The 26,907-nt window shown below is 71.1% G+C and carries 23 protein-coding genes; 17 read left to right on the top strand and 6 right to left on the bottom strand.

Features of this window, described 5'->3' with window-relative positions; all coding sequences use genetic code 11:
* Window positions 1-239 precede the first annotated feature (239 nt).
* The 9 genes from V1460_RS31595 to V1460_RS31555 all read left to right on the top strand — a co-directional run bounded on the left by V1460_RS31595 (window position 240) and on the right by V1460_RS31555 (window position 11,367).
* Complete coding sequence (locus V1460_RS31595) at window positions 240-1,118, top strand: FAD binding domain-containing protein (RefSeq protein WP_338677017.1); 879 nt, start codon at window positions 240-242, stop codon at window positions 1,116-1,118.
* Window positions 1,115-2,731, top strand: coding sequence for a 2Fe-2S iron-sulfur cluster-binding protein (locus tag V1460_RS31590; RefSeq protein WP_338677016.1), 1,617 nt, complete (start codon window positions 1,115-1,117; stop codon window positions 2,729-2,731). Before V1460_RS31595 ends, V1460_RS31590 begins: the two co-directional genes overlap by 4 nt.
* A complete protein-coding gene (locus V1460_RS31585; protein WP_338677015.1) occupies window positions 2,728-5,061 on the top strand; it encodes a molybdopterin cofactor-binding domain-containing protein in 2,334 nt (777 codons plus the stop codon). The genes V1460_RS31590 and V1460_RS31585 overlap by 4 nt, the downstream gene beginning before the upstream one ends.
* A gap of 319 nt (window positions 5,062-5,380) precedes the next feature.
* Window positions 5,381-6,859 (top strand): MFS transporter, encoded by a 1,479-nt coding sequence (locus V1460_RS31580; protein WP_338677014.1) that lies wholly within the window; start codon window positions 5,381-5,383, stop codon window positions 6,857-6,859.
* A 32-nt stretch (window positions 6,860-6,891) separates the two neighbouring features.
* Entirely contained in the window at window positions 6,892-7,089 is a 198-nt protein-coding gene (locus V1460_RS31575) for an Arc family DNA-binding protein (RefSeq protein ID WP_338677013.1), read from the top strand.
* Window positions 7,089-7,457 (top strand): Fic family protein, encoded by a 369-nt coding sequence (locus V1460_RS31570; RefSeq protein WP_338677012.1) that lies wholly within the window; start codon window positions 7,089-7,091, stop codon window positions 7,455-7,457. The genes V1460_RS31575 and V1460_RS31570 overlap by 1 nt, the downstream gene beginning before the upstream one ends.
* 133 nt (window positions 7,458-7,590) lie before the next feature.
* Entirely contained in the window at window positions 7,591-9,381 is a 1,791-nt protein-coding gene (locus V1460_RS31565) for a DEAD/DEAH box helicase (RefSeq protein ID WP_338677011.1), read from the top strand.
* A 494-nt stretch (window positions 9,382-9,875) separates the two neighbouring features.
* Window positions 9,876-10,517 carry a helix-turn-helix domain-containing protein gene (locus tag V1460_RS31560; RefSeq protein ID WP_338677010.1) on the top strand — a complete coding sequence of 214 codons (642 nt, stop codon included), beginning with the start codon at window positions 9,876-9,878 and terminating at the stop codon, window positions 10,515-10,517.
* A gap of 55 nt (window positions 10,518-10,572) precedes the next feature.
* Window positions 10,573-11,367 carry a S16 family serine protease gene (locus V1460_RS31555; RefSeq protein ID WP_338677009.1) on the top strand — a complete coding sequence of 265 codons (795 nt, stop codon included), beginning with the start codon at window positions 10,573-10,575 and terminating at the stop codon, window positions 11,365-11,367.
* 60 nt (window positions 11,368-11,427) lie between these two features.
* On the opposite strand, the gene V1460_RS31550 is transcribed toward V1460_RS31555, so the two are convergent.
* Complete coding sequence (locus V1460_RS31550; RefSeq protein WP_338677008.1) at window positions 11,428-11,904, bottom strand: Lrp/AsnC family transcriptional regulator; 477 nt, start codon at window positions 11,902-11,904, stop codon at window positions 11,428-11,430.
* Between the two features lie 123 nt (window positions 11,905-12,027).
* Between V1460_RS31550 and hppD the strand changes: the two genes are divergently transcribed.
* Window positions 12,028-13,173, top strand: a complete 1,146-nt coding sequence (hppD, locus tag V1460_RS31545) for a 4-hydroxyphenylpyruvate dioxygenase (protein ID WP_338677007.1) — start codon at window positions 12,028-12,030, stop codon at window positions 13,171-13,173.
* A 62-nt stretch (window positions 13,174-13,235) separates the two neighbouring features.
* Here hppD and V1460_RS31540 read toward each other — a convergent pair whose 3' ends face one another.
* Complete coding sequence (locus V1460_RS31540; protein ID WP_338677006.1) at window positions 13,236-15,095, bottom strand: tetratricopeptide repeat protein; 1,860 nt, start codon at window positions 15,093-15,095, stop codon at window positions 13,236-13,238.
* A gap of 107 nt (window positions 15,096-15,202) precedes the next feature.
* Here V1460_RS31540 and V1460_RS31535 point away from each other — a divergent pair, with 107 nt between their 5' ends.
* Window positions 15,203-16,582 (top strand): FAD-linked oxidase C-terminal domain-containing protein, encoded by a 1,380-nt coding sequence (locus tag V1460_RS31535; RefSeq protein ID WP_338677005.1) that lies wholly within the window; start codon window positions 15,203-15,205, stop codon window positions 16,580-16,582.
* 150 nt (window positions 16,583-16,732) lie between these two features.
* Here the strand turns inward: V1460_RS31535 and V1460_RS31530 are convergent, their stop codons facing one another.
* Complete coding sequence (locus tag V1460_RS31530; protein ID WP_338677004.1) at window positions 16,733-17,179, bottom strand: SsgA family sporulation/cell division regulator; 447 nt, start codon at window positions 17,177-17,179, stop codon at window positions 16,733-16,735.
* A 253-nt stretch (window positions 17,180-17,432) separates the two neighbouring features.
* Between V1460_RS31530 and V1460_RS31525 the strand changes: the two genes are divergently transcribed.
* Together V1460_RS31525 and V1460_RS31520 are read left to right on the top strand one after the other, a co-directional pair.
* Entirely contained in the window at window positions 17,433-19,022 is a 1,590-nt protein-coding gene (locus tag V1460_RS31525) for an RDD family protein (RefSeq protein WP_338677003.1), read from the top strand.
* A 162-nt stretch (window positions 19,023-19,184) separates the two neighbouring features.
* Window positions 19,185-19,919 carry an RDD family protein gene (locus V1460_RS31520; protein ID WP_338677002.1) on the top strand — a complete coding sequence of 245 codons (735 nt, stop codon included), beginning with the start codon at window positions 19,185-19,187 and terminating at the stop codon, window positions 19,917-19,919.
* On the opposite strand, the gene V1460_RS31515 is transcribed toward V1460_RS31520, so the two are convergent.
* Window positions 19,905-20,207 carry a hypothetical protein gene (locus tag V1460_RS31515; protein ID WP_338677001.1) on the bottom strand — a complete coding sequence of 101 codons (303 nt, stop codon included), beginning with the start codon at window positions 20,205-20,207 and terminating at the stop codon, window positions 19,905-19,907. The two genes, V1460_RS31520 and V1460_RS31515, sit on opposite strands and share 15 nt — an antisense overlap.
* A 429-nt stretch (window positions 20,208-20,636) precedes the next feature.
* Here V1460_RS31515 and V1460_RS31510 point away from each other — a divergent pair, with 429 nt between their 5' ends.
* A complete protein-coding gene (locus V1460_RS31510) occupies window positions 20,637-23,063 on the top strand; it encodes an immune inhibitor A domain-containing protein (protein WP_338677000.1) in 2,427 nt (808 codons plus the stop codon).
* Between the two features lie 122 nt (window positions 23,064-23,185).
* The gene (locus V1460_RS31505; RefSeq protein ID WP_338676999.1) at window positions 23,186-23,506 is read left to right on the top strand and encodes a hypothetical protein; all 321 of its coding nucleotides are present in this window, start codon (window positions 23,186-23,188) and stop codon (window positions 23,504-23,506) included.
* Window positions 23,507-23,703: 197 nt separating this feature from the next.
* Here the strand turns inward: V1460_RS31505 and V1460_RS31500 are convergent, their stop codons facing one another.
* Together V1460_RS31500 and V1460_RS31495 are read right to left on the bottom strand one after the other, a co-directional pair.
* Entirely contained in the window at window positions 23,704-24,288 is a 585-nt protein-coding gene (locus V1460_RS31500; protein WP_338676998.1) for a nicotinamidase, read from the bottom strand.
* A gap of 156 nt (window positions 24,289-24,444) precedes the next feature.
* On the bottom strand, window positions 24,445-25,776 hold the full coding sequence (locus V1460_RS31495) for a nicotinate phosphoribosyltransferase (protein ID WP_338676997.1): 1,332 nt from the start codon (window positions 25,774-25,776) through the stop codon (window positions 24,445-24,447).
* A gap of 167 nt (window positions 25,777-25,943) precedes the next feature.
* On the opposite strand from V1460_RS31495, the gene clpS reads away from it, so the two are divergent.
* Together clpS and V1460_RS31485 are read left to right on the top strand one after the other, a co-directional pair.
* Complete coding sequence (clpS, locus tag V1460_RS31490; protein ID WP_338676996.1) at window positions 25,944-26,255, top strand: ATP-dependent Clp protease adapter ClpS; 312 nt, start codon at window positions 25,944-25,946, stop codon at window positions 26,253-26,255.
* A complete protein-coding gene (locus V1460_RS31485; RefSeq protein ID WP_338676995.1) occupies window positions 26,255-26,848 on the top strand; it encodes a DUF2017 domain-containing protein in 594 nt (197 codons plus the stop codon). Before clpS ends, V1460_RS31485 begins: the two co-directional genes overlap by 1 nt.
* Window positions 26,849-26,907: the final 59 nt, after the last annotated feature.

Here is a 26,907-nt window from a genome sequence, read left to right as displayed (position 1 = left end):
CGTACAAGGACCGCGGAAGAGCGAGAACCCGCATGTGACGGCACCGTCACGGCATACCGGATGATCCCCCGTCCAAGGGGTGCCCGGTGCGGATGCGCCGCTCGTCCGAGTCGCAGACCCTCGCGCCTGACTGTTCGGAAGATGTGCCAGAGTTGCCACCTCCGGGCCGTGAGCACGTACGGTACGGCAACACAGTCGGACAGCTCGGACAGCCGGGACACCGGGAAGGGGCAGCTGGGTTGACCACGCACGCATCGCAGGCGACGCAGCCCGTGACGCTGCCGGCTTCGCTCGACGAGGCCGTGGCGGCGCTCAGCGCCATGCCCGCTGCCGTGCCGGTCGCGGGTGGTACGGACCTGATGGCCGCCGTCAACAAGGGCCGGCTGAGGCCTGCGGGGCTGGTCGGTCTCGGTCGGATCAACGAGATCCGCGGCTGGCAGTACCAGGACGGACATGCGCTGCTCGGCGCCGGACTCACCCACGCCCGCATGGGCAGGCCCGACTTCGCCGCGCTGATCCCCGCGCTCGCCGCGTCCGCCCGAGCCGCTGGACCGCCGCAGATCCGCAACGCCGGAACACTCGGCGGCAACATCGCCACCGCGGCACCCACCGGCGACACCCTGCCCGTCCTCGCCGCCCTGGAGGCGGAGCTGATCGTCGCCGGCCCGGGTGGTGCCCGCCGCGAACTGCCGGTCTCCCATCTGCTTGCCGGCCGGGACATGCTGGGGCCGGCCGAGCTGATCGGCTTCGTGCGTGTGCCGCTGCTGCATGCTCCCCAGGTGTTCCTCAAGGTCACCGGGCGCACCGGTCCCGGCCGGGCATCCGCGTCCGTGGCCGTCGTGCTCGATCCGGCCAGGCGCGGGGTGCGGTGCGCGGTCGGCGCCATCGCGCCCATGCCGCTGCGTCCGCTGGAGGCGGAGCGGTGGATCGCTTCGCTGATCGACTGGGACGGTGAGCGCGGACTGGCGCCCGAGGCGCTGACCGCCTTCGGCGAGTACGTGGCGGCGGCCTGCATCCCGGACCCGGACGGGGGCGAGCAGATGCCGCCCGCGATCCTGCACCTGCGGCGGACGGTCGCCGCGCTGGCCCGACGAGCACTGGGGAGGGCGCTGTCGTGAGCACGGAGGACAACGGCTCGCAGCGGTCGGAAGAGCGGCAGCAGGCGCACGAAGCGCATGAGCGGCAGCGCCGGGGCCGCTGGCAGCCCATCCCGCAGGGCGAGTACGACTCCGATATGACGGCCTTCGTCCAGCTGCCCCCGGACGGTGCCCTGGACGCGCCGCTCGCGGCACCAGGCCACGGCTTCGTGCCGCCGCCCATGATCACGCCGCTGACGCCGGCAGAGGGCGCTGCTCCGTCCTGGCCCGAGCCCGAGGCGGGCGACCCGCAGGCGACCGCGCAGTGGACGTTCCCCGATGCGGTGCACCCGCAGTCCGGCGGCGAGAGCGTCCCGTCCGGCGAGTCGGCCCACGATGCGGTGCACCCGCAGCCCGGCGGCGAGAGCGTCCCGTCCGGCGAGTCGGCCCACGAGCAGGCCACGCACGGCGGGGCGACCGAGCTCACCGGGCAGTGGACCATTCCGCTGGCCCAGGGGGACTTGCCGGACGAGTCGGGGGAGTACTCGGCGTCGGCGCTGTCGTCCCACTGGGGCGATCGCACGCCGCCCGCCACCCTGCCGGGCGGCGCGCCCGCGCCCTGGGCGACGGCCGAGTCGAACACCTATGGGCCGGTTCCCGGGCCGGCGCCGGTCTCCGGGGAGTCCGCGCCCTATCCGGTGACGCTGCCCGGTGGCGCTGCCGCGCCCTGGGCTGCGGCGGAACCGGACACCGGCGCGGAGACGGGCGCCTACCCGGAGGCGGGGACGGAGGCGGCGCAGCCCGAGGACAGCGCCGAGCCCTTCGAGCAGCCTGAAGTCGAGCGGCCTGAAGGCGAACGGCCTGAAGGCGAACGGCCTGAAGGCGAACGGTCTGAAGGCGAACAGCCCGAAGCGGACACCGGTGACACCACCGACGCGGTCCCCACCGAAGCCCAGGCCGAAGCGCGGACCCAAACCCAGGCCGAACCCCAGGCCGAAGCCCGGGTCGAGGACACGCCGTCCGCGTCCGCCGCCTCGCTCTCCCCGCACGGAGACGAGCACCCGACCGCCTCGTACGTCCTGCGTGTCAACGGAGCCGACCGCCCCGTCACGGACGCCTGGGTGGGCGAGTCCCTGCTCTACGTCCTGCGTGAGCGCCTCGGCCTCGCGGGCGCCAAGGACGGCTGCTCGCAGGGCGAGTGCGGCGCGTGCAACGTCCAGGTCGACGGTCGGCTGGTTGCTTCCTGCCTGGTCCCGGCAGCCACGGCGGCAGGGTCCGAGGTCCGCACGGTCGAAGGTCTCGCCGCCGACGGCGAACCGTCCGATGTGCAGCGCGCGCTCGCCGCCTGCGGCGCGGTCCAGTGCGGTTTCTGCATCCCCGGCATGGCCATGACCGTCCACGATCTGCTGGAGGGCAACCACTCCCCCACCGAGCTGGAGACCCGTCAGGCACTGTGCGGCAACCTCTGCCGCTGCTCCGGCTACCGCGGAGTGCTCGACGCCGTACGCCAGGTCGTCGCCGAGCGCGAGGCCATCGCCGAGACTGCCGAGCCCTTCGATCCGGGTGGCGACGTGGTCGCCCGCATCCCGCACCAGGCACCCCCGGGGGCAGGCAGTGTGCAGCCGCTCCACCCGCATGACGGAGGCATGGCGTGAGCAACGACGCGGCCACCACCGCGGCCACATCGACCACCGCGACGCCCTCTGCGGCCGACGGCCCCGGGCAGGAGGCGCCGGCCCACGGACTGGGCGCCTCGCTCCCGCAGGCCGACGCCCGCGCCAAGACCGAGGGCACCTTCCCCTACGCCTCCGACCTGTGGGCGGAAGGCCTGCTGTGGGCAGCGCTCCTGCGCTCCCCGCACCCGCACGCCCGTATCACCGCCATCGACACCTCAGCGGCCGCGGCCATGCCCGGCGTACGGGCCGTCGTCACACACACCGACGTCCCCGGTGACGCGGCCTACGGGCGCAGTGTCGCCGACCGTCCGGTGTTCGCGTCCGATCTGGTCCGCCATCACGGCGAGGCGATCGCCGCCGTCGCAGCCGACCACCCGGACACGGCCAGGCTCGCCGCAGCCGCGATCATGGTCGAGTACGAGGTCCTCGAACCGGTCACCGATCCCGAGCAGGCGTTCTCCGCCGAGCCGCTGCATCCGGACGGCAATCTGATCCGGCACATCCCGCTCAGCTACGGCGACCCCGCGGTGTCCGGCGAGACCGTCGTCGAGGGCTTGTACCGGATCGGCCGCCAGGACCCGGCCCCCATCGGGGCGGAAGCGGGCCTCGCCGTGCCGCGCCCCGACGGCGGTGTGGAGATCTACACCGCTTCCACCGATCCGCACACCGACCGCGATCTGGCCGCAGCCTGCTTCGGGCTGCCGCCCGAGCAGGTCAAGTTGGTCGTCACCGGCGTACCCGGCGCGACCGGCGACCGCGAGGACCCCGGCTTCCAGATCCCGCTCGGGCTGCTGGCGCTCAGGACCGGCTGTCCGGTGAAGCTCACGGCCACTCGCGAGGAGTCCTTCCTCGGCCACGCCCACCGCCATCCCACCCTGCTGCGCTACCGCCACCACGCCGACGGCGAGGGCCGCCTGGTGAAGGTGGAGGCGCAGATCCTGCTGGACGCCGGTGCCTACGCCGACGCCTCGTCGGAGTCCCTGGCAGCCGCCGTGGCCTTCGCCTGCGGACCGTACGTCGTGCCGCACGCCTTCATCGAGGGCTGGGCGGTACGCACCAACAACCCGCCGTCCGGCCATGTGCGGGGCGAGGGCGCGATGCAGGTGTGTGCCGCGTACGAGGCCCAGATGGACAAGCTCGCGGCGAAGCTGGGCCTCGACCCGCTCGACCTGCGGATGCGCAACGTGCTCGCGACCGGCGACCTGCTGCCCACCGGCCAGACGGTCACCTGCCCCGCCCCGGTCGCGGAACTGCTCCAGGCCGTACGTGACTTCCCCCTGCCGGCGCTGCCCCTGGACGCCCCGGAGGACGTCTGGCTGCTCCCGGGCGGCCTCGAGGGTGCGGGCGAACCGGGCGCGGTACGCCGCGGCGTCGGCTATGCGCTCGGCATGGTCCATATGCTCGGGGCCGAGGGCACCGACGAGGTCTCGACGGCGACGGTCAAGGTCCAGGACGGCGTGGCCACGGTCATCTGTGCGGCCGTGGAGACCGGTCAGGGCTTCGCCACACTCGCCCGGCAGATCGTCCAGGAGACGCTGGGCATCGACGAGGTGCACATCGCGCCCGTCGACACCGATCAGCCCCCGGCGGGACCGGCCACCCACGGCCGCCACACCTGGGTCTCGGGCGGTGCGGTGGAGCGGGCCGCGCGGATGGTCCGCACCCAACTGCTCCAGCCGCTGGCCCACAAGTTCGGGATGTCCACCGAGCTGCTCCAGATCACGGACGGCAAGATCACCTCGTATGACGGTGTGCTGTCCACGACCGTCACCGAGGCGATGAACGGCAAGGAGCTCTGGGCGACCGCCCAGTGCCGCCCCCACCCCACCGAGCCGCTGGACGGCCAGGGTCAGGGCGACGCCTTCGTCGGGCTCGCCTTCTGCGCGATCCGTGCGGTGGTGGACGTCGACATCGAGCTCGGTTCCGTGCGCGTGGTCGAGATGGCGGTCGCCCAGGACGTCGGCCGGGTGCTCAATCCGACCCAGCTGGCGGCCCGTATCGAGGCGGGCGTCACCCAGGGCGTCGGCGCGGCCCTCACCGAGAACCTGCGTACGGCCCGCGGTCTGGTCCGCCACCCCGACCTCACCGGCTACGCCCTGCCGACGGCTCTCGACACCCCTGACATCCGTATCGTCTCCCTCGTCGAGGAACGCGACGTGGTCGCCCCCTTCGGGGCCAAGGCCGCCAGCGCGGTGCCGGTCGTCACCTCTCCGGCGGCCATCGCCTCCGCGGTACGCGCCGCCACGGGCCGGCCGGTCAACCGCCTTCCGATCCGCCCCCAGGCGGCGGTGGCTGCGGCAGGGTCGTAGAAGCAGGGCCGTAGAGAGGGGCGGCTCCCTTCGGGGGCGCCGCCCTTCCATGGCGAGCGGTCAAGCGGTCAGGCAGTGGAGACCGTGATCGGATTCGCGCCGATGTGACTCGCTTTGCGGACGAGCGCCTGACGTGCATGTCCAAGCGCCGGGCCGGGGTGGCACACGACTGCAACGCGCCGTTCACGGTGGTTCACACGAGGCATTGTCGTCGGCGCCGAGTGCCTGTCCATAGGTCCCCGGGCGTAGGGCCGATGGACGAGTCAGGTCCGGTCTCGCGACAGGGGCGAATATCGAAGACGCCTCTTACCCTGTGCTCATGACAGCACTCAAGCCACGTGCGGCCGGTACCGCCGCCGAGCTCCTCGACGCGGAGCTCGGCGGCGGTGTTCTCGGCAGCCGCTACCGCGCGCTCAGCGTCGGGATCGTCTCGGTCGTGCTGCTGATCGCCTTCGAGGCGACCGCGGTCGGGACCGCCATGCCGGTCGCCGCGCGGGAGCTGCGCGGGGTCGAGCTGTATGCGTTCGGGTTCTCGGCGGTCTTCACGACGAGCCTGTTCGGCATGGTCGTCGCCGGGCAGTGGGCGGACCGGCGGGGGCCGCTGGGACCGCTCACGGCGGGGATCTCGGCGTTCGCGGCCGGGCTGCTGCTGTGCGGCACGGCGGGCACGATGTGGCTGTTCATCGGAGGCCGGGCCGTCCAGGGACTCGGCGGCGGGTTGGTGATCGTCGCGCTGTACGTCGTCGTCGGGCGGGCGTACCCGCAGCGCCTCCAGCCGGGCGTCCTGGCCGCCTTCGCCGCGAGCTGGGTGATCCCGTCCGTGATCGGACCCCTCGTCGCCGGCACGGTCACCGAACAACTCGGCTGGCGCTGGGTGTTCCTCGGTATACCGACCCTGGTCCTGGTGCCGCTGGTGCTCGCGCTGCCCGCGATCCGGCGGACGGCCTCGGGCCCGGTCGAGGCCGCGGGCGACGACCGGGCGGCGGTGCGCGCCGCCCGCTTCGACGGGCGCCGGATCAGGCTGGCGCTGGCCATCTCGCTCGGCACCGGGCTGATGCAGTACGCCGCGCAGGACCTGCGCCGGCTGTCGCTGCTCCCGGCCGCGGTGGGTGCGGCACTGCTGGTGCCCGCCGTGCGCGGGCTGCTGCCGCGCGGTACCTACCGCGCCGCGCGTGGGCTGCCCTCCGTGGTGTTGCTGCGTGGGATCGCGGCCGGCGCCTTCATCTCCGCGGAGTCCTTCGTCCCGCTGATGCTGGTCACCCAGCGGGGCCTCTCCCCGACCCTGGCCGGGCTCTCGCTCGCGGTGGGCGGTGCGACCTGGGCACTGGGCTCGTTCGTGCAGTCACGCCCGCGTGTCGAGCCGTACCGCGAGCGCCTCGCGGTGGCCGGGATGGTGCTGGTCACGGCGGCCATAGCCGCCGCGCCGACGGTGCTGATCCCGTCCGTGCCGGTGGTGGTCGTGGCCGTGGCCTGGGCATGGGGCTGCTTCGGCATGGGGCTGGTGATCAGCTCCACGAGCGTGCTGCTGCTCAAGCTGTCGCCGCCGGAGGAGTCCGGGACGAACTCGGCGGCGCTCCAGATATCCGACGGCCTGTCCAATGTGCTGCTGCTCGCCACCGGTGGCGCCGCCTTCGCTGCCCTGGGCGGCGGCGCGGTGGGTGCCCACACGGTGACGGCCTCGGTCGCGGCGCAGGGTTCGCACGCTCCGGCCTTCGCGGCGGTGTACGTGCCGATGGCGGTGGTGGCGCTGGTGGGGGTCTGGGTCGCGACGCGGTTGGGGGCGCCGAAAAGTGGCTGACACCGTGTGGTACCGCGCGGTACCGTAGGTGCATGGCTGGTCTCAACCTGAGGTTCACCGAGGAAGAGCTGAACGCCCTGCGCGAGCGCGCCGAGGCGGAAGGCCGGAGCATGCAGTCGTTCGCCCACGACGCGGTCATCCGCGCCATAAACGAACACTCGCGGCTCTTCAACGAAGCCGCAGAGCATGTGCTGAAGGTCAGTGGGGAGCTGAACCGGAGGCTTGCCTGATGCAGTACCTCACTCTTCCCGAGTTGCTCAACCTTGCCGAGCGGCTCGGTGCCGCCGAGGTGCGTGACTACGGGCTCCTCGACTCCGCGCTTGCCCGGCCCCAATCGAGCGTGTTCGGTCAGGACGCGTATCCGGACGTGTGGCAGAAGGCGGCCGCACTGATGGAGTCACTTGCCCGCAACCATGCCCTGGTCGACGGCAACAAGCGTCTGTCCTGGTATGCCACCTGGGTCTTCCTGCACATGAACGGCCATCCGCTGGATGCGGAGTTCGATGTGGACGAGGCCGAGCAGTTCGTCCTGGACGTGTGTCAGGGCATGCTCGACGTTCCCAAGATCGCGGCGCAGCTGCCGCGGTTCGCGCGCTGACGCGCGGTCTGTGACGCTCACCGCACCTGCGGGGGACGCGCCCCGGTTCGGCCGGGTCGGGCGCAGGGCCACCGATAGGGTGGCCCGGTTGTCGTACGACCGCACGTAGACCCGAGCGCCCGAACCGGAGACCGTGACTACCACCGCCTCGCACTCCCACCACCTCTCACCCGCCTTCCCCGGCCGCGCCCCCTGGGGCACCGCCAGCAAGCTGCGTGCCTGGCAGCAGGGCGCCATGGACAAGTACATCCAGGAGCAGCCCCGAGACTTCCTGGCGGTCGCGACCCCAGGCGCCGGTAAGACGACCTTCGCGCTCACCCTCGCGTCCTGGCTGCTGCACCACCATGTCGTGCAGCAGATCACCGTCGTGGCGCCGACCGAGCACCTCAAGAAGCAGTGGGCGGCGGCGGCGGCGCGGATCGGGATCAAGCTGGATCCCGACTACAGCGCGGGCCCGTTGAGCAAGGAGTACGACGGCATCGCGATCACCTACGCGGGTGTCGGCGTGCGCCCGATGCTGCACCGCAACCGCAGCGAGCAGCGCAAGACCCTCGTCATCCTCGACGAGATCCACCACGCCGGGGACTCCAAGTCCTGGGGCGAGGCCTGCCTCGAGGCGTTCGAGCCGGCGACCCGCCGCCTCGCGCTCACGGGTACGCCCTTCCGTTCCGACACCAACCCGATCCCTTTCGTCACCTACGAGGAGGGCAACGACGGGATCCGGCGGTCCGCCGCCGACTACACCTACGGATACGGGAACGCGCTCGCCGACAACGTCGTGCGGCCCGTCATCTTCCTCTCCTACAGCGGCAACATGCGCTGGCGTACCAAGGCGGGCGACGAGATCGCCGCCAGGCTCGGCGAGCCGATGACCAAGGACGCCGTCTCGCAGGCATGGCGCACCGCGCTCGATCCGCGCGGCGAGTGGATGCCGAACGTGCTGCGTGCCGCGGACCAGCGGCTGGGCGAGGTCAGGAAGTCGATCCCGGACGCGGGCGGCCTGGTCATCGCGTCCGACCAGGATTCTGCGCGGGCGTACGCCAAGCTGATCCGGGACATCACCGGTACCAAGGCGACCGTCGTGCTGTCCGACGACACGGGCGCGTCGAAGCGGATCGACGAGTTCAGCGAGAACGACGATCGCTGGATGGTCGCCGTCCGGATGGTGTCCGAAGGCGTCGACGTGCCCCGTCTCGCGGTCGGGGTCTACGCCACCACGATCTCCACACCGCTGTTCTTCGCACAGGCCGTGGGCCGTTTCGTACGATCCAGGCGGCGCGGCGAGACCGCCTCCGTGTTCCTGCCGACCATCCCCATGCTCCTCGGCTTCGCCAACGAGATGGAGGTCGAGCGCGACCATGTGCTCGACCGGCCGAAGAAGGACGGCGATGAGGACCCGTACGCCGAGTCCGAGAAGGAGATGGACGAGGCCAACAAGGAGCAGGACGAGGACACCGGCGAGCAGGACATGCTGCCCTTCGAGGCGTTGGAGTCCGACGCGGTCTTCGACCGGGTGATGTACAACGGCGCCGAGTTCGGTATGCAGGCGCACCCCGGAAGCGAGGAGGAGCAGGACTATCTCGGTATCCCGGGGCTGCTCGAACCGGACCAGGTGCAGATGCTGCTCCAGAAGCGGCAGGCCCGCCAGATCGCGCACAGCCGCAAGAAGCCGGACGCAGAGGCCGACCTGCTCGAACTGCCGGCCGAGCGGCGGCCCGTGGTCTCGCACAAGGAGCTGCTGGAGCTGCGCAAACAGCTCAATACCATGGTCGCCGCTTATGTGCACCAGAGCGGAAAGCCGCACGGTGTGATCCACACCGAGCTGCGGCGGGTGTGTGGTGGGCCGCCGAGCGCGGAGGCGACGGCGGGTCAGATTCGCGAGCGCATCAAGAAGGTGCAGGAGTGGGCCACCCGCATGCGGTGACCCCACTCGCGCTCGGCGAGGCGGTCGTACGGCAGCTCCTGTAGGCGGTGAGGTTCGTGCGGCCGCTCCGGCAGACGGCGCCGCCGCCGGGCCGCCCTCCTCTCGGGCGAGGCGCGCGCAAGCGGTTCGGGCAACCCCGAAACACTCGCGCGCCCCGTCCGGCACCCACGCGACCCGCTCGGTGCGCCTGGCGTACGAGACGTCCCGGAGCAGCCCCCATGTGCGCCGCACCGGTCGGCGGACAGCGGATGCCGACCGCCGCATGTCCCCGGCTCCGCCCGGATTCTGGACGAGGTCTTCCGCTCAGCGGAGCCTGTCGCTACATTCCCCGCATTGACAACGCCCCGTGGCAGCGCCGCCGCGGAGCGCAGCCGGTGTGCCACCATCCCCGGCGGCCTCTCCGTGCGTGCGGTTTGCTCCATAGGGACCGGTCCCGCCGAACGGTCCGCGAGAGCGCTGCCGCTACTCACTCCGAAGACGAAGGAGGGGGCGTCGTGACCGCGGAGACCTCCCAGACGCTCGACCGGGGACTGCGCGTCCTCAAGCTGCTCGCCGACACCGACCACGGCCTGACCGTCACCGAGCTGTCCAACCGGCTCGGGGTCAACAGGACGGTCGTCTACCGGTTGCTCGCCACGCTGGAACAGCATGCCCTCGTCCGCCGCGACCTGGGCGGTCGGGCCCGGGTGGGACTCGGCGTGCTGCGCCTGGGCCGCCAGGTGCACCCGCTGGTACGGGAGGCGGCGATGCCCGCGCTGCGCTCGCTCGCCGAGGACATAGGTGCCACCGCGCATCTGACCCTGGTCGATGGGGCGGAGGCGCTCGCCGTCGCGGTCGTCGAACCGACCTGGACGGACTACCACGTGGCGTACCGGGCGGGGTTCCGGCACCCTCTGGACCGCGGCGCGGCCGGCAAGGCGATACTCTCCGCCCGCCAGGGGGGACTCACCGAGCCGGTGTGCACCCTCACCCACGGGGAACTCGAGGCGGGCGCGAGCGGCGCCGCCGCGCCGCTGATCGGGGTGACCGGCATCGAGGGCAGCGTCGGTGTCGTCATGCTCGCCGAGGCCGTACCGGAGCGGGTGGGCCCCCGGGTGGTCGAGGCGGCCCGCGAGGTGGCCGAAGCGCTCCGCTGACCGCGGAGCCCGGGGCCGGGCTCGTCGCCCCGTCCGGTGCCGCTAGATTGACACCGTGTTCCTCTCTCGCCTCCCGCGCCCCTGGGCTCTCGCCGTCTGCGCCGTTCCCGTCGCCGCGCTGCTCGCGGTCGCCGGGCTCGCACCGTTGCCGTTCGCCCTGGCGCAGCCGGGCCAGACCACCAATGTGCTGGGATCGGACCACGGCAAGCAGGTGATCACCATCTCCGGCGTGCCCACCCGGCAGCCGGAGGGGGCGCTGCGCATGACGACGATCATGGCGACCGGGCCGTCCGCCGAAGTGGACTTCGGCGATGTGGTGGATGCGTGGTTCCGCAGTGACCGCGCGGTGCTGCCGCGTGACGCCGTCTACCCGCCCGGGCAGTCCGACCGGGAGATCGAGAAGTACAACACCGCCGAGATGGTGAAGTCCCAGAACAGCGCGGTGCAGGCGGCGCTCGGCTACCTCGAAGAGAATCCCGCGAAGGTGAAGGTCACCCTGAACCTCGCGGATGTGGGCGGCCCGAGTGCCGGACTGCTCTTCGCGCTCGGCATCATCGACAAGATCGAAGGCAATGGCTCGGGCGGGGACCTGACCGGCGGACGCGACATCGCGGGCACCGGCACGATCACCCCCGAAGGCGAGGTCGGCGCCGTCGGCGGGGTGGCCCTCAAGACCCAGGCCGCGGCCCGGGACGGGGCGAAGGTCTTCCTCGTACCCAAGGCGGAGTGCATGGACGCCCACGCCGAGGCGCCCGAGAACATGCGGCTGATCCCCGTGACGACGCTCAAGGACACCGTGGAGGCGCTGCGACTGCTGGACCGGGGATCGGACAAGGTCCCGACCTGCTGAGGTCCGGGGTGAGCGCTGCGCACCGGGTTCGCGGGCGGCACCCGCCTGCCAGGCCGCAGCTCAGTGGCGGGCATCCGCCGCCGCCTGCTCCACCAGCGGGATGACCCGCAGCGGCACCGGGTTCTCCATCACGATCGCCGTCGACGCCCGCACGATCCCCTCGAAGCCGACCACCCGGTCGATCACCCTCTGGAGGTCCGCGTTGGAGCGGGCGACCAGTCGGCAGAGCATGTCGCCGTGGCCGGTCGTCGTGTGCAGCTCCAGCACCTCGGGGACGGTCGCCAGATGGGCTCGCACATCCGTGCCCTCGCCCTGCTTGATCTCCAGCGTCGCGAACGCCGTCACCGGATACCCGAGGGCCGCCGGGTCCACATCGGGCCCGAAGCCCCGGATGACCCCACTGGACCGGAGGCGGTCGAGACGTGCCTGGACCGTGCCCCGGGCCACCCCCAGACGACGGGAGGCCTCCAGCACGCCGATGCGGGGTTCACGTGCCAGCAGCACGATCAGTCTGCCGTCCAGCTGATCAATCGTCATCGAAGACCCTCCGGATGGTCATCATGTACAGATCGTCCGAACATTTCGGACGGCTGCTGGGCAGATTGCCCAGCACACAAACAGACTATTGCGCAGCTTGTGGATCGGCGGGAGTCTGCGGCCATGACTGAGATCCAGGAACAGACCCCTCACACCGCACGGCAGGCCGACCCCTTCCCGGTGAAGGGAATGGACGCGGTCGTCTTCGCCGTGGGCAACGCCAAGCAGGCCGCGCACTACTACTCCACCGCCTTCGGCATGAAGCTCGTCGCGTACTCCGGACCGGAGAACGGCAGCCGCGAGACCGCCTCGTACGTCCTCACGAACGGCGCGGCGCGCTTCGTTCTGACCTCGGTCATCAAGCCGTCCACCGACCGGGGCCGCTTCCTCGCGGACCACGTCGCCGAGCACGGCGACGGTGTCGTCGACCTTGCCATCGAGGTGCCGGACGCCCGGGCCGCGTACGAGTACGCCGTTGCGCACGGCGCCCGCGGCATCGAGGAGCCGTACGAGGTCAAGGACGAGAACGGGACCGTGGTGCTCGCCGCCATCGCCACCTACGGCAAGACCCGCCACACCCTCGTGGACCGCTCCGGTTACGACGGCCCCTACCTGCCCGGTTTCGTCGCCGTCGAGCCGATGGTGGCGCCCCCGGCCAAGCGCACTTTCCAGGCCATCGACCACTGCGTGGGCAACGTCGAGCTCGGCCGGATGAACGAGTGGGTGGAGTTCTACAACAACGTCATGGGCTTCACCAACATGAAGGAGTTCGTCGGCGACGACATCGCGACCGAGTACTCGGCGCTGATGTCGAAGGTCGTCGCGGACGGCACCCTCAAGGTGAAGTTCCCGATCAACGAGCCCGCCATCGCCAAGAAGAAGTCGCAGATCGACGAGTACCTGGAGTTCTACGGTGGCGCGGGTGTGCAGCACATCGCACTCGCCACGAACGACATCGTGGAGACGGTGCGCACGATGCGCGCGGCCGGCGTGCAGTTCCTGGACACGCCCGACTCGTACTACGACACCCTCGGCGAATGGGTCGGTGACACCCGGGTCCCGATCGAGACCCTCCGCGAGCTGAAGATCCTCGCCGACCGCGACGAGGACGGGTATCTGCTCCAGATCTTCACCAAGCCGGTCCAGGACCGGCCGACCGTGTTCTTCGAGCTCATCGAGCGGCATGGGTCGATGGGCTTCGGCAAGGGCAACTTCAAGGCCCTGTTCGAGGCCATCGAGCGCGAGCAGGCCAAGCGGGGCAACCTGTAGGGCCCGAGCCGGTGGACGCGGCAGGGAGGGGCGGGGAGTGATCCCCGCCCCTCCCTGCCCGCCTACCGCGGCGCGTCGGTACCCGCGGGGGCGGGCCGGGGGACCGGCTGGGCGGGCGGGAGTTGCGGCAGGGGTGAACCGGCTGCCTCAGCCGCCCCGGCCGCCGGGGGGCGGGGTGCGGCAACCGGTCGCGAGGGCGGCAGCGGCTGCGACGGCGCCTGCGCTGGTGGCGGGGGCGCGGCGGGGCCGGATGCCGCGGCGGCCGGCACCGAGGTCTGCGGGCTCGGGCTTGAGGTCACCGCAGGCGTCGCCTGTCGGCCACGGGCCGGACTCGTGGACTCGCCGGTCACGGGAGGGTGAGTCCCCGGGGCCGCCGGGCTCCGCTGCGATGTCCCACGGCCCCGGTCCTGCTCGCCACCTCGGTCGGCCGGCGCGTTCCCTTCCCGCTGCTCCTGCCGCTCGCTCTGCGCGTACCGCTCCTCGTCCCTCCCGTCCGCTTCCTCGCCACCCTCGCCTTCCCCGCCCTCGTACCTCCCGGTGATGTCATCCGGCGGGTTGTCCATCGGCGCCTCGCCCAGCTCCGCCAGTGCCGTCTCCGCCCGCCCTGCCAGCAGCGGCGAGAAGTACGGGTTGATGCGCAGTGCCTCGGCGAGGTGGCGCCTGGCCGGACCGCTCTCGCCCAGCGAGCGCTCGATCTCGCCCTGGTGGTACGAGAAGAGCGCGCTGCGGATGCCGATCGCCCGCGCCCGTTTCGCGTACTCCAGGCCTTCCTGCCCGCGCCCCGCCCGGTGCAGCGCCCACCCGAGCGCGTCCGCGACGAACGCGTTGCGCGCCCCGCGGTCCCACTCGGCCTTCAGCCGGCGTGCCGCGGACGCCGCGTCCCCGTGGTCAGCCTCGTAGCGTCCGAGTACGAGTTCCTCATTCACCCCGTACTCCCGCGCCAGAGCGGCCCGGGTGCGCAGCAGCGCGTACGCGGTGCGCGCGTCCCCGCCGAGCCCCAGGGCGTCGTACAACTCGCCCGCCTCGAGCGCGTACTCCGGCAGGGGCGCGGCCCGCAGCGCACGCTCGTAGTCCTGGAGCGCCTCGTCGGAGCGGCCGAGACCGGCCAGGGCGCGGGCCCGGCCCGCCAGCGCGGCGTGGTTCTCAGGATCGGCCCGCAGCGCCGAGTTGTAGTAGCCGACGGCGTCCCCCAGCTCTCCCTGCTCCCAGGAGAGTTCACCGAGCCGGTGCAGGGCGGTGGACCGTTCCGCCTTGCCGCCCACGCGGGTCATCGCCTCGTACGCCTTCGCCGCCGCGTCCTCACGGCCGCCGTGGTCGCGGTAGGACTGCGCGGACCTGGTCAGCGTCGGCGCGGTGCCCGGCCGCAGCTTCTCCAGCTGGGCCACGGCCTTCGCGACGGCCGCGTAGTCGCCCAGACCGCTGTACGCGTCGATCAGCTGCGGGTAGACGGCCCAGCGCTTCGGCATCCGGGCCCGCACGCCCTCGGCCCAGCGCTGTGCCGAGGGGTAGTCCCGGCGGGCGTTGGCCAGCGCGGCCATGCCCAGCTCCGCGTCCGCGTTCCCGTTCCTGGCGGGCAGCACCTCAAGCGAACGCTCCAGGGCCTGCTGCGCCTTGGGATAGTCCTCCCATCTGCCGAGCATCTCCGCCCGCTCCACATAGGCGGAGCCGAGCACCGCCCAGGCCACCTCGTCGCCCGGGCGCGAGCGCACCCAGCGCTCCCGGTCCGAGATCAGTGCCGACAGATCGCCCAGCGACGCCGGCGCCCCCTCGTCCGCGGCGAGCATGGCCCGCGCGGCGGGGCCCGACGCGGGCGGCGGCGCGCCCGTCCCAGGACCGAAGACCAGGACTCCGGCAACCAGTCCCGCGGCGACCAGCGTACCGATCGCGGCATTCCTGATATTTGGTGCAAATCTTGTCGTCATGCGATCACTTTGAAGGAGGGGCCATCGGATACGAAGAGCACACCCGGTGCAGCGAACCGGATCGCGGACGGGTTCACACCGATGGCCCCCGGTGCAAGGCTGGGATCATGGACGATCTCCTCTCCCGGCTCGTGTCCGGGCTGCGAACGGGGCTCCAGGCCGACGCCCTGATCACCGACCCGGACGTCACCGCCTCCTATGCCAACGACATGGCGAGCTTCTGCGAGGCGGGCACCCCCGCCGTCGTCGTTCTGCCGCGCACCGCCGAACAGGTGCAGCACGTCATGCGCATCGCGACCGCGCTGCGCGTTCCGGTCGTCCCCCAGGGAGCGCGCACAGGACTCTCCGGCGGAGCCAACGCCTCCGACGGCTGCATCGTGCTGTCACTCGTCAGGATGGACCGCATCCTGGAGATCAACCCCGTCGACCGGATCGCGGTGGTCGAACCGGGTGTCGTCAACGCCGCGCTCAGCCGCGCCGCCGCCGAGCACGGGCTCACCTACCCGCCCGACCCGTCCAGCTGGGAGACGTGCACCATCGGCGGCAATATCGGTACCGCCTCCGGCGGGCTGTGCTGCGTCAAGTACGGGGCCACCGCCGAGTACGTGCTCGGACTCGACGTCGTACTCGCCGACGGACGGCTGCTCAGCACCGGCCGGCGCACCGCCAAGGGCGTCGCCGGATACGACCTCCCCCGGCTGTTCGTCGGCTCGGAAGGCAGCCTCGGCATCGTCGTCAAGGCGGTACTCGCACTCCGGCCGCAGCCACCGCGGCAGCTCGCGCTCGCCGCCGAGTTCGCCTCGGCCGGAGCCGCCTGCGAAGCGGTCTGCGCCATCATGGAGCGGGGGCACACCCCCTCGCTCCTCGAACTCATGGACCGTACGACCATCCATGCCGTGAACCGGCTGGCGCAGATGGGTCTCCCCGACAGCACGGAGGCACTGCTCCTCGTGGCCTTCGACACCCCCGACCCGGCGGCGGACCTGGCCGCGGTCGGCGAGCTGTGCGCCGCGGCCGGCGCCACCCAGGTCGTGCCCGCCGAGGACGCCGCCGAGTCCGAACTGCTGCTCCAGGCACGCAGGCTCGCGCTCCCCGCGCTGGAGGCCGTCAAGTCCGCGACGATGATCGATGACGTCTGCGTACCCCGGACCCGGTTGGCCGAGATGCTCGACGGCACAGCCGTCATCGCCGAGAAGTACGGGCTCACCATCGGCGTCTGCGCCCACGCGGGCGACGGCAACACCCACCCGGTCGTCTGCTTCGACCACGCCGATGCCGACGAGTCCCGGCGGGCCCGGGACTCCTTCGACGAGATCATGGCCCTCGGTCTCGAACTGGGCGGCACCATCACCGGCGAGCACGGCGTGGGGGTGCTGAAGAAGGAGTGGCTGGCCCGCGAACTGGGGCCGGTCGGCATCGAGTTGCAGCGCGGTATCAAGCAGGTCTTCGACCCGTTGGGCATCCTCAACCCGGGCAAGGTCTTCTGAGGCCACGACGATCCGCTGAGGTGCCGACCGGCGTCGTGCCGTCGACGACCGGGCCGTGCCGCCGTCGCCCAGCGACCGGTTCGGCGACCGGGTCCCGCCACACCTGCCGTGGACCGGACCCGGGCCGGTCCACGGCAACGGCCGCCTCGCCTACGCCTCGCCGTCCTGCGCGTCCTCCCGCAGGGGTGCCGCCGCCAGCAGCTCGGCGAGCGCGTCGTCGATACCGAAGCTCTCGGCCTCCGTGCCCGGCGGCACCGCCCGCAGGGTCCGCTCCAGCCAGGCGGCGACCTGCGCGGCAGGTGCCTCCAGCAGAGCGTCCCCGTCCGGAGAGGTCAGCGCTATCAGGATGACGCTGCGCTCGTCCACTTTGGTGGGCCAGATTCGCACATCACCGTGCCCGCTCGGCCTGAAGACCCCCTCGACCAGCAGCTCCCGGGCGAAGGCCCAGTCCACCGGGCGGTCGGAGCCGATATGGAAGGTGATGTGCACGGCGTACGGATCTGCCGTGCGGTAGGTCAGTCTTGCCGGCACGGGCACGCTCTGCTCCGGCGACAGCACCAGCTTGAGCTCCAGCTCGCGTTCCACCACGGTGTGCATGAGAGTGCACTTCCTTTCCTGGTACGAGGCCCCGGAGCGGGCCACGCAGGGAGAGAGCGCCTTCCCCGCCGACTATTACGTGACTTCGGCCAACAACTTCTCAGTGACTTCGGACACGGCCACCACACTGGCGCAGAGCGTTACCGGAAAGTGGGCCTTATCGGTGGACAGGCCCAGGGCGGGGCGGCGGTCTGATAGATGTGGACCCTGAATCAATGCCTCCAGGCCCTCCAGGAGATACGGGACCACGGTGATGAGCGCCCCAACCCCGGCGACCGGCGACGGCAGCCCCGCAGCCGGCTTCTATCCAGATCCGTCCATCCCCGGCTATGTCCGGTACTGGAGCGGTGTGGCGTGGGTGCCCGGCACGAGCCGCCCGGCGCCCGGCAACGGCGCGCCGCTGCCCACGCCACCGTCCGGTGAGCCGACCGCGCCGTCGGCGGCCGGTACGGCGTCGCCGCAGGCTCCGGGCCCGGCTTCGTTGGAAGAGACCGGGCCTGTCTTCCTGGACGAGGACCCGGCCGGAGGTGAGCCCGTGTCCGTCTGGCAGGCCGACGCCTCCCAGCAGTCGGGCTTCGGCGGCGACCGGGACCGCAGGGTCTCGTGGGGGACCGCGGCCCAGGACCCGCGCCGGGACGCGGCCGGTGCGGTCGGTACCCCCGCCGCCTCGCCGGAGGGACCCTCCGCGCCATCGCCCGCGGAGGCGTGGAGTCCCGCCGCCGCCCGGGAGGCACGGGCGGCGGCAGCGGCCGGTGCGGCTGTGCCGCCCCGTGCTCGGTTCGACCGTCCGGTCGAACCTGCGGCCGAGGGCGCCGCGCCCGACTCCGCGGTGGATCCGTCCGGGGGCGCTCTACCGGGCATGCGGAGTGTGGGTGGTGATGCCGGGGGCGGTGAAGGTTCCGTGCCCTTCCCCGACGGGACCACCAAGCTGCGGGCACAGCAGCCGAAGGGGGACACCGCGCCTGCAGAGGGCACGATGACGATCCGTACGATGACGCCGCAGCAGCCGGGGCAGCCCACCCGGCAGGGAGCCGAGCCCAGGCCCCAGCAGCCGGTCTCCGCGGCGCAGACGGCCCAGTCCGCGGCACAGGGCCCGGCGGCCGCACCGGAGCGCCCCCAAGCCCGGCAACCGGCTCCGGACCGTTCGCAGACTCAGGCTCCGGCCCAGGTCCCGCCTCAGCAGCAGGTACCACCGGTCAGTGCCGGAGAAGGCGGCGGTGCCGCGTCCTGGGCGCAGCAGGTGCACCAACTGGCCCAGGTCCAGGACCCGCAGGAGGCCGAACGGCAGCCGGTCACGCCCTGGAAGCCGCCGGTCAGCGACCCGTTCCTGCAAGCCGCGCAGGCCCAGGCTTCGGCCAGGCCGGCCGCGCTGGGCAAGCGGGTCGTCGCCCGACTGATCGACACCGCTGTGCTGGGTGCGGTCGTAGGGGCGGTGGCCTACCCCCTCGTCTCCAGAGCCCTGACACACATCGACGAGAAGATCGAGGAGGCGAGGCTCTCGGGTGAGACCGTCACCGTCTATCTCGTCGATGCGACGACGAGCCTGATGTTCGGTCTCGCACTGGTCGCGCTGCTGCTGCTCGGCACGCTGTACGAGGCGCTGCCTACGGCCAAGTGGGGCCGCACGCTCGGGAAGAAGCTGATGGGCCTGGATGTGCGGCACATCGAGACCCACGAGTCGCCCGACTTCATGGCCGCGCTGGTGCGTTGGCTGGTGCACGGAGTGCTGGGCGTGCTGCTGATCGGCGTCGTCAATGTGCTCTGGTGTGTGTTCGACCGGCCGTGGCGGCAGTGCTGGCACGACAAGATGGCGCACACCTTCGTCGCCGGTTCGCCTGACTGATCGCGGGTCGCTTCCCCCGGCTCCTGTGGGCCCGGAGCGGCCCCCAGGCTCGGCCGCTGTGGGCCTGGGGAGGCCCATGCGTCAATCCGTCATGCGGCGGCCATCCCCCGAACGGCCTAGGAGGCGTTGCGCCGCCTCACCGGGCGGGGTGCACTGGCCCCCATGAGCAACGATCAGCCGCCGCCCGGACAGCAGCCCGACGACGACCCCTTCCGCAAGAAGGACCAGGGCCCCCCGCCCGGTGGGCCTCCTCCCGGAGGTACCCCGCCTCCCGGTGGCACCCCGCCTCCCGGAGGGGGCGGCCCTTACGGCACGCCGCCCCCCGGCTCCCCTTACGGAGGAGCGGGTGGTATGCCCCCGCCGCCACCCCCGTATGGCACGGGTGCCTACGGGGGCGACCCCTACGGCCGTCCCGACCCGCTCCACGGGATGCCGCCGCTCGCCGACTCGGCCCGGCGCATCGTGGCCCGGTTGATCGACTGGCTGATCGTGGTGATCCCGCTGGCGTTCATCGCCATTCCGTTCGGGACCTACGACACGAGCCGGGTGGAGGACTTCGGCGACTGGGTCACCCAGTACAACAGCGGCGGATCGTGGATCTACCAGATCATCACCATCCTGGCGTTCGTGCTCTATGACGCCCTGATGGTCAATCAGAGCGGTCAGACGCTGGGCAAGAAGCTGATGAAGATGCGCGTCGCGATGCTGAACGACGGCAGCACGCCGGACTTCGGCTCCGCACTGGTGCGCTCGGCCGTGCTCTGGCTGCCGGCGTTGCTGTGCTGCCCCTGCGTCTGGCTGCTGATCCTGCTGATCATGATCCTGGTCGACAAGCCCTACAAGCAGGGTCTCCACGACAAGGCGGCCAAGACGGTGGTGGTGTCAACGACGCAGTGAGTGCACGGGGGCGGCAGGCTCGGCGGCGGTCCCGGCGCTCCTGGAACCACCGGCACTCCCGGGAACGGCGGCGCCACGATGCGGACGCATCGTGTGCGCCGCCTTCGTGTCGGCGGGCACCGGCAGCGGTACGGTCATGGCGACCAGCAGGCCGAGCGCGAGCGCGGCTATGCCGATGACGGCGATGCCGATCCCCGCGGTGGTGCGGGAGAGCAGCAGCATGGCGATGGTCGCGATGACGACGGTGGCCGAACCGTAGGCGAGCTGTGCGGCAGTAGGACGCGGCATGGCGGGTTCCGCCCCTCGGAGCATCGATTCATGGGATTGTCGCTGTGCGGGCTCGTCTGGCGGCCCTTACGAGGGTGGATGCCCGAGCCGAACCGCTGGTAAGCGTGACCTAACCCACGGTGCCGGTGCACTGGGGGCGCATGGAGTCACCCGTTCCGAGTGCTGGACGGTTCGGTGCGCCTTCTGCTGACCGGGGCTTCCTCGGCATCGCGAGGAGCAATAGGGTTTTCCCTTGTCTTCGGAGCCTCGACCCGTCCGCATACCGGAAGAGCGCTCCTACATAGTGCAGTTGGCTTGCACAAGTCAAGGTCTGTCTTTTCCCCGGTGACTCCGATCGAATGTCGTCACTTGTGACGCGCAACCGCCCGCGGACCCTCCCCACACTCTCAGGTTCCGCGATGACGCGGGCGCGGGGGAGGACACCATCAAGTGACCAGCAATCGACGGGCGATCAGAGCATCCGCGATATTCGTGGCTCTCGCCGCGACCGGCGCGACGGCCTCGGCGTTCACCGTGGCCCAGGCCGACGGCACCAACTCGCCGGCAGGCATCGAGCGCCACGACCCGGCTCCGGGCGCGGCCCCGGAGGCCGGCGAGAAGAACCATGTGGACCACGACCTCGACGGTCCGTTCAGCAAGCAGCAGGAGCAGGAGCGCAAGGCGGCTCTGGAGCGCGTGCTGTCCGGCGACGCGACCGTGCAGAGGCGCGGTCAGTCGCAGGTCGTCAAGCTCGGCAAGAAGAAGTACGTCGAGCTCGGGCGTGAGAAGACCGACAAGATCTTCACGATCCTGGTGGAGTTCGGCGACAAGGTCGACGACACCACGATGTTCGACCCGGACGGCGACGGCCCGGAGCCCGCGGTCAAGAAGTACGGCGGCACCGCCGGTCCGCTGCACAACAAGATCGCCCAGCCGGACCGCAAGGTCGACAACTCCACGGCCTGGCAGAAGGACTACAACCGGGCCCACTTCCAGGACCTGTACTTCGGCAAGGGCAAGGACAAGAAGGGCAACACCAAGCACTCGCTGAAGACCTACTACGAGCGTGCTTCCTCCGGCCGTTACTCGGTCGAGGGCACCGTCTCGGACTGGGTCAAGGTCGAGTACAACGAGGCCCGCTACGGCTCGAACTACTGCGGCCAGTCGAACTGCTCCAACGTCTGGGACGCGGTCAAGGACGGCGTCAACGCCTGGACCGCCGACCAGAAGGCCAAGGGCAAGTCCGACGCCGAGATCAAGAAGCAGCTGTCCGAGTACGACAAGTGGGACCGCTACGACTTCGACGGTGACGGCGAGTTCAACGAGCCCGACGGCTACATCGACCACTTCCAGATCGTCCACGCGGGCGAGGACGAGTCGGCCGGTGGCGGCGCCGAGGGCGAGAACGCCCTGTGGGCCCACCGCTGGTACGCCTACGGCACCAACGCGGGCAAGACCGGTCCGGACAACAACCGCGCCGGCGGTACCCAGATCGGCACGTCCGGCATCTGGGTCGGCGACTACACCATGCAGCCCGAGAACGGCGGCCTCGGTGTCTTCGCCCACGAGTACGGCCACGACCTCGGTCTGCCGGACCTGTACGACACCAACGGCGGCGACAACTCCACCGGCTTCTGGTCCCTGATGTCCTCCGGTTCCTGGCTGGGCACCGGCAAGGACAGCATCGGCGACATGCCGGGCGAGATGGATGCCTGGAGCAAGCTCCAGCTCGGCTGGCTGAACTACACCAAGGCCACGGCGGGCAAGAACTCCACCCACAAGCTGGGTGTGGCGGCGTACAACACCAAGAACCCGCAGGCTCTGGTCGTCGAGCTGCCCAAGAAGAAGAAGACCACCTCCGTCGTGGCGCCCGCCGAGGGCTCCAAGCAGTGGTGGAGCGACATGGGTGACGACCTCAAGAACACCCTCACACGCTCCGTGGACCTCACGGGCAAGTCCAAGGCTTCGCTGGAGCTCTCGGGCTGGTGGGACATCGAGGCCGACTACGACTACCTCTACACGGAGGTGTCGACGGACGGTGGCGCCACCTGGACCTCGATCGACGGTACGGCCGACGGCAAGGCGATCACCCGTGACGCCAGCGACGCCCCGGCGCTGACCGGTGTCTCGGGCGCGTACAAGAAGCTCGCCTACTCGCTGGACGCCTACGCCGGCAAGAAGGTCGACGTCCGCTTCCGCTACCAGACGGACGGCGGCGCGGGCGGCAAGGGCTTCGCGGCCGACGCGATCACCGTCAACGCCGACGGTGCCGCGCTGTTCTCGGACGGTGCCGAGGGCGACGACGCCGGCTGGACCGCGAAGGGCTTCTCCCGCATCGGCGAGTCCTTCACCAACGAGTACGAGCAGTACTACCTTGCCGAGAACCGCCAGTACGTCTCGTACGACGGCACTCTCAAGGTCGGCCCGTACAACTTCGGCTTCAAGGCGCCGAAGGACGGCTGGGTCGAGCACTACCCGTACCAGAACGGTCTGCTGATCTGGAAGTGGGACCTGTCCCAGAAGGACAACAACACCAGCCAGCACCCGGGCGAGGGTCTGATCCTTCCGGTCGACGCCAACGCCACCCCGCTGAAGTGGGCCGACGGCACGCTGATGCGCAACCGCATCCAGTCGTTCGACTCGACCTTCAGCACCTACCGCTCGGACACCGTCACGCTGCACAAGGCTGATGTCGAGCGCCGCATCGGCTCGCACGCGGGCAACCCGGTGTTCGACGACGGCAAGGGTGTCTACTGGTACAAGGAGAACCCGGCCGCTGGTGTGCAGGTTACTGACACCAACACCCGGATCTCGATCGTCAAGGAGCCGAAGTCCGGCGAGACGATCACCGTGAAGGTTGGCCCTTCCAAGAAGTAGTCAGTAAAACCGCAGGTCAAACCATGATCGGCCGTCGCCCCCTAGCGGGCGGCGGCCGATCGTGTTTAGGTGCCTCTGACCACCTTCTTATTGACAGCGAGCCCACGGGGGAGTGACAGGGGATGCCCAGCGGAGGATTCTGCAAGATGCCGGGCGGCAGTGTCGTGGTAGCCATCGGCCTGCCGGACCCGGCCGACAGCGGCCGTACGGTACGGGTGCTGGTGCACGCGGCGAACCGGGCTCGCGCCCTGACCCGGCTGCGGAACCTGGGACTGCGTGCGGTGTATCTGCGAGGGAACTCGGAGCCGCCGACCCCGGACGAGATCACCGCGGTGCTGCACCATCCGGACGGGCTGCTCTGGCGCACCCACGAGGGCATCGCCGGGCAGCAGGAGCTCTGGCATCCGATACGGGCGCTGCTGCGGCCGGCGGGCAGCGCGTAGGCACTCCGCGGGAAGCGCGCCGCCGGGTGCGGTGCCTGGGGCCCCCGGACGGAGTCCGGGGGACGGGTCCGCCCCGTCGCGGGAAGCGCGCCGTGGCGGACCAGAGGACCGGAAGGCCGCCCCCCGGGGAAGCCGGGCCCGTGGCCCGTGCCCGGTGCGTGGTGATCGGAAGCACTGGTGGCCGTGCGGCCCGGCGGTCAGACCACCGGCTTCCCCACCAGCTCCACACCGGCCTCGCGCATCTCCCGCAGCGCTCGTGCCACGGTCTCCTCCGCGACGCCCGCGGTGAGATCCAGCAGGACCTGCGTACGGAAGCCCGCTCGTACGGCGTCCAGGGCCGTCGCCCGTACGCAGTGGTCGGTCGCGATGCCGACCACGTCTATCTCGCTGACATCCCGGGCCCGCAGCCACTCGGCCAGCGTCACCCCGTTCTCGTCGGTCCCCTCGAAACCGCTGTACGCAGCCTCGTAGGCACCCTTGTCGAAGACCGCCTCGATGGAGCCGCTGGCGACCGCGGGGGCGAAGTTCGGGTGGAAGCTCGCCCCCTCCGTGCCGGCCACGCAGTGCGCCGGCCAGGAATCGACGTAGTCCGGCTGCTCGGCGAAGTGCGCGCCAGGCGCGATGTGGTGGTCGCGGGTGGCGACCACATGGCGGTAGCCGGCCGTGGACTCGCCGATCAGATCGGTGATGGCGGCGGCGACATCCGCGCCGCCCGACACCGCGAGGCTGCCCCCCTCGCAGAAGTCGTTCTGTACGTCCACGACGACCAATGCGCGGTGCATGGCGGTTTCCTTCGCTGTGGGGGCCGGCTGCGGGGCGGTTCGACGGGCGGTGGTGTGGTCCGATGGGCGGGACGGTGCGGGGCGTGCGACGGTTTCGAGGGTAGAGACTTCGGACGCGGTACGGGAGACGGCGTTCGTCCGATCATCCGCAGTACGTCATCCGATGTACTCGGTGGGGATCACCGGCTCGCCGCGGGACAGCTGCACCGCCGACAGCGGCAGTGCCTCACGGGCCGCCCGGTGCCGCTCGCGCGCCGCATCCAGCGGCTCCTCGCCGACCACCTCACCGCTCTTGACCAGTTCGACCAGCAGCTGCCCGCCCTCGAACTCCGGCGGCAGCGGTCCGGTGCCCAGCACCTCCGCCTCGGCCACACCTTGGGCGTCGCGCCGGCGGGCGGCCCACTTGCGGCCGCCGACCGACTGCTTCCCCGCGGTGGACTTCTTGGCCACCGGCAGCAGCGGTGCCCCGGGGTCGGCCGAGGTGGCGCGGGCCACCAGCTTGTAGACCATGGAGCAGGTCGGCTGCCCGCTGCCGGTGACCAATTGGGTGCCCACTCCATAGGCGTCCACCGGCGCGGCGGCCAGCGAGGCGATCGCGTACTCGTCCAGGTCCGAGGTCACCACGATCCTGGTGTCCCGGGCGCCCAGCTCGTCCAGCTGCTGCCGCACCCGGTGGGCGACCAGCAGCAGGTTTCCGGAGTCGATCCGCACCGCACCGGGCCCGGTGCCGGTGATCTCCACGGCGGTGCGGACGGCCTCGGCGACGTCGTACGTGTCCACCAGCAGCGTCGTGCCGCCGCCGAGTGAGTCCACCTGGGCGCGGAAGGCGTCCCGCTCGGTGTCGTGCAGCAGGGTGAAGGCGTGGGCGCTGGTGCCGACGGTCGGGATTCCGTAGCGGAAGCCCGCAGCGAGGTCGGACGTGGAGTCGAAGCCCCCGATGTACGCGGCACGCGAGGCGGCGACGGCGGCCAGCTCGTGGGTGCGCCGGGCGCCCATCTCCATGAGCCGCCGGCCACCGGCGGCGCTGGACATCCGGGAGGCCGCGGCGGCGATGGCCGAGTCGTGGTTGAGGATCGAGAGGATCACCGTCTCCAGCAGCACGCACTCGGCGAAGGAGCCCTCGACCCGCAGGATCGGCGAGCCCGGGAAGTAGATCTCGCCCTCCGGATAGCCCAGGATGTCGCCGCTGAAGCGGTAGCCGGAGAGCCAGTCCAGGGTCGGCTCGTCCACGATGCCCCGATCGCGGAGGAAGCCGAGTACATCGGGGTCGAAGCGGAAGTTGCGCACGGCGTCCAGGACCCGCCCGGTGCCGGCGACCACGCCGTAGCGGCGGCCCGCGGGCAGTCGGCGGGTGAAGACCTCGAAGACCGAGCGGCGCTCGGCCGTGCCGGCTTTGAGAGCCGCCTGGAGCATCGTGAACTCGTACTGGTCGGTGAAGAGCGCGGTCGACGGTACGTCGACCTGCGGCCTCAGATCCGCGGTGTCCATGGCCTGATGCTAGCGCACATTTCGTCAAACTGACGAGATCTCGCGGAGGGGTACGGAGGACAGGTGTCAGGACGGCGGTCCGTTCCGGTCGGTCCTGACATGGTTCCGGCACGGTCGGCGGCGAATCGCGGGGGTCGTTTGTGCGACGGGCACCCTCGGGTGGCAGCATGGGTGGAGTGACTGTGCCCACCGAGATCGAGCGTCCCCAATCGGCCGAGGAGACCTTCGCCGTACCCGAACCCGACGTTCCGTGGGTGACGGTCGTGCATAACGACCCGGTCAACCTGATGAGCTATGTCACCTACGTGTTCCAGGCCTACTTCGGCTACTCCAAGGACAAGGCGCACAAGCTGATGCTGGATGTCCACCACAAGGGCCGCGCCATCGTCTCCAGCGGCAGCCGCGAGGAGATGGAGCGCGATGTGCAGGCCATGCACGGCTACGGGCTGTGGGCCACGCTCTCCCAGGACCGCGCCTGATGGCCGGCCGCTTCGAGGCGCTGCCGGGTGGCGGCGCGGCCGTCGCGCTCGACGAGGTCGAGATCTCCATCCTGCGCTCGCTCGCCGTGCAGCTGCTCGAACTCATCGGACCGGGCGAGGAGCCGGCCAAGGGTGAGGACCCGCTGGCCGCGCTGTTCGCCGAGGGCCCGAGCGAGCCGCCCGCCGATCCCGCGCTGGCCCGGCTGTTCCCGGATGCCTACGGAGAGCCGGGGGACGATGAACCGGACCGTGAACTGCGCGAGTACTGCGCCGAGTTCAGGCGCTACACGGAGAACGACCTGCGCACCCGCAAGCGGAATGACGCCCTGGCCGTGGTGCGCAGCCTCGACGCTCTCACCGCCACCGGCGAGGGTGGCGCGATCCTCAAGCTGACCGCCGCCGACTGTCTGCACTGGCTGGGTGCGCTCAACGACCTGCGGCTGACCATCGGCACCCGGCTCGAGGTCTCCGACGAGGACGAGAGCGGCGAGCTGTACCGGCTGCCGGACTCCGATCCGCGCAAGCCGATGGTGATGGCGTACCTCTGGCTCGGGGCGCTGCAGGAGACGCTCATCGAAACGCTCGCGCCGTGACGCTCGCGCCGTGACGCTCGCGCCGTGACGCTCGCGCCGTGACGCTCGCGCCGTGACGC

Source organism: Streptomyces sp. SCSIO 30461 (assembly GCF_037023745.1).
Classification (GTDB): domain Bacteria; phylum Actinomycetota; class Actinomycetes; order Streptomycetales; family Streptomycetaceae; genus Streptomyces.
This window is presented reverse-complemented; position numbering and strand designations above follow the sequence as displayed.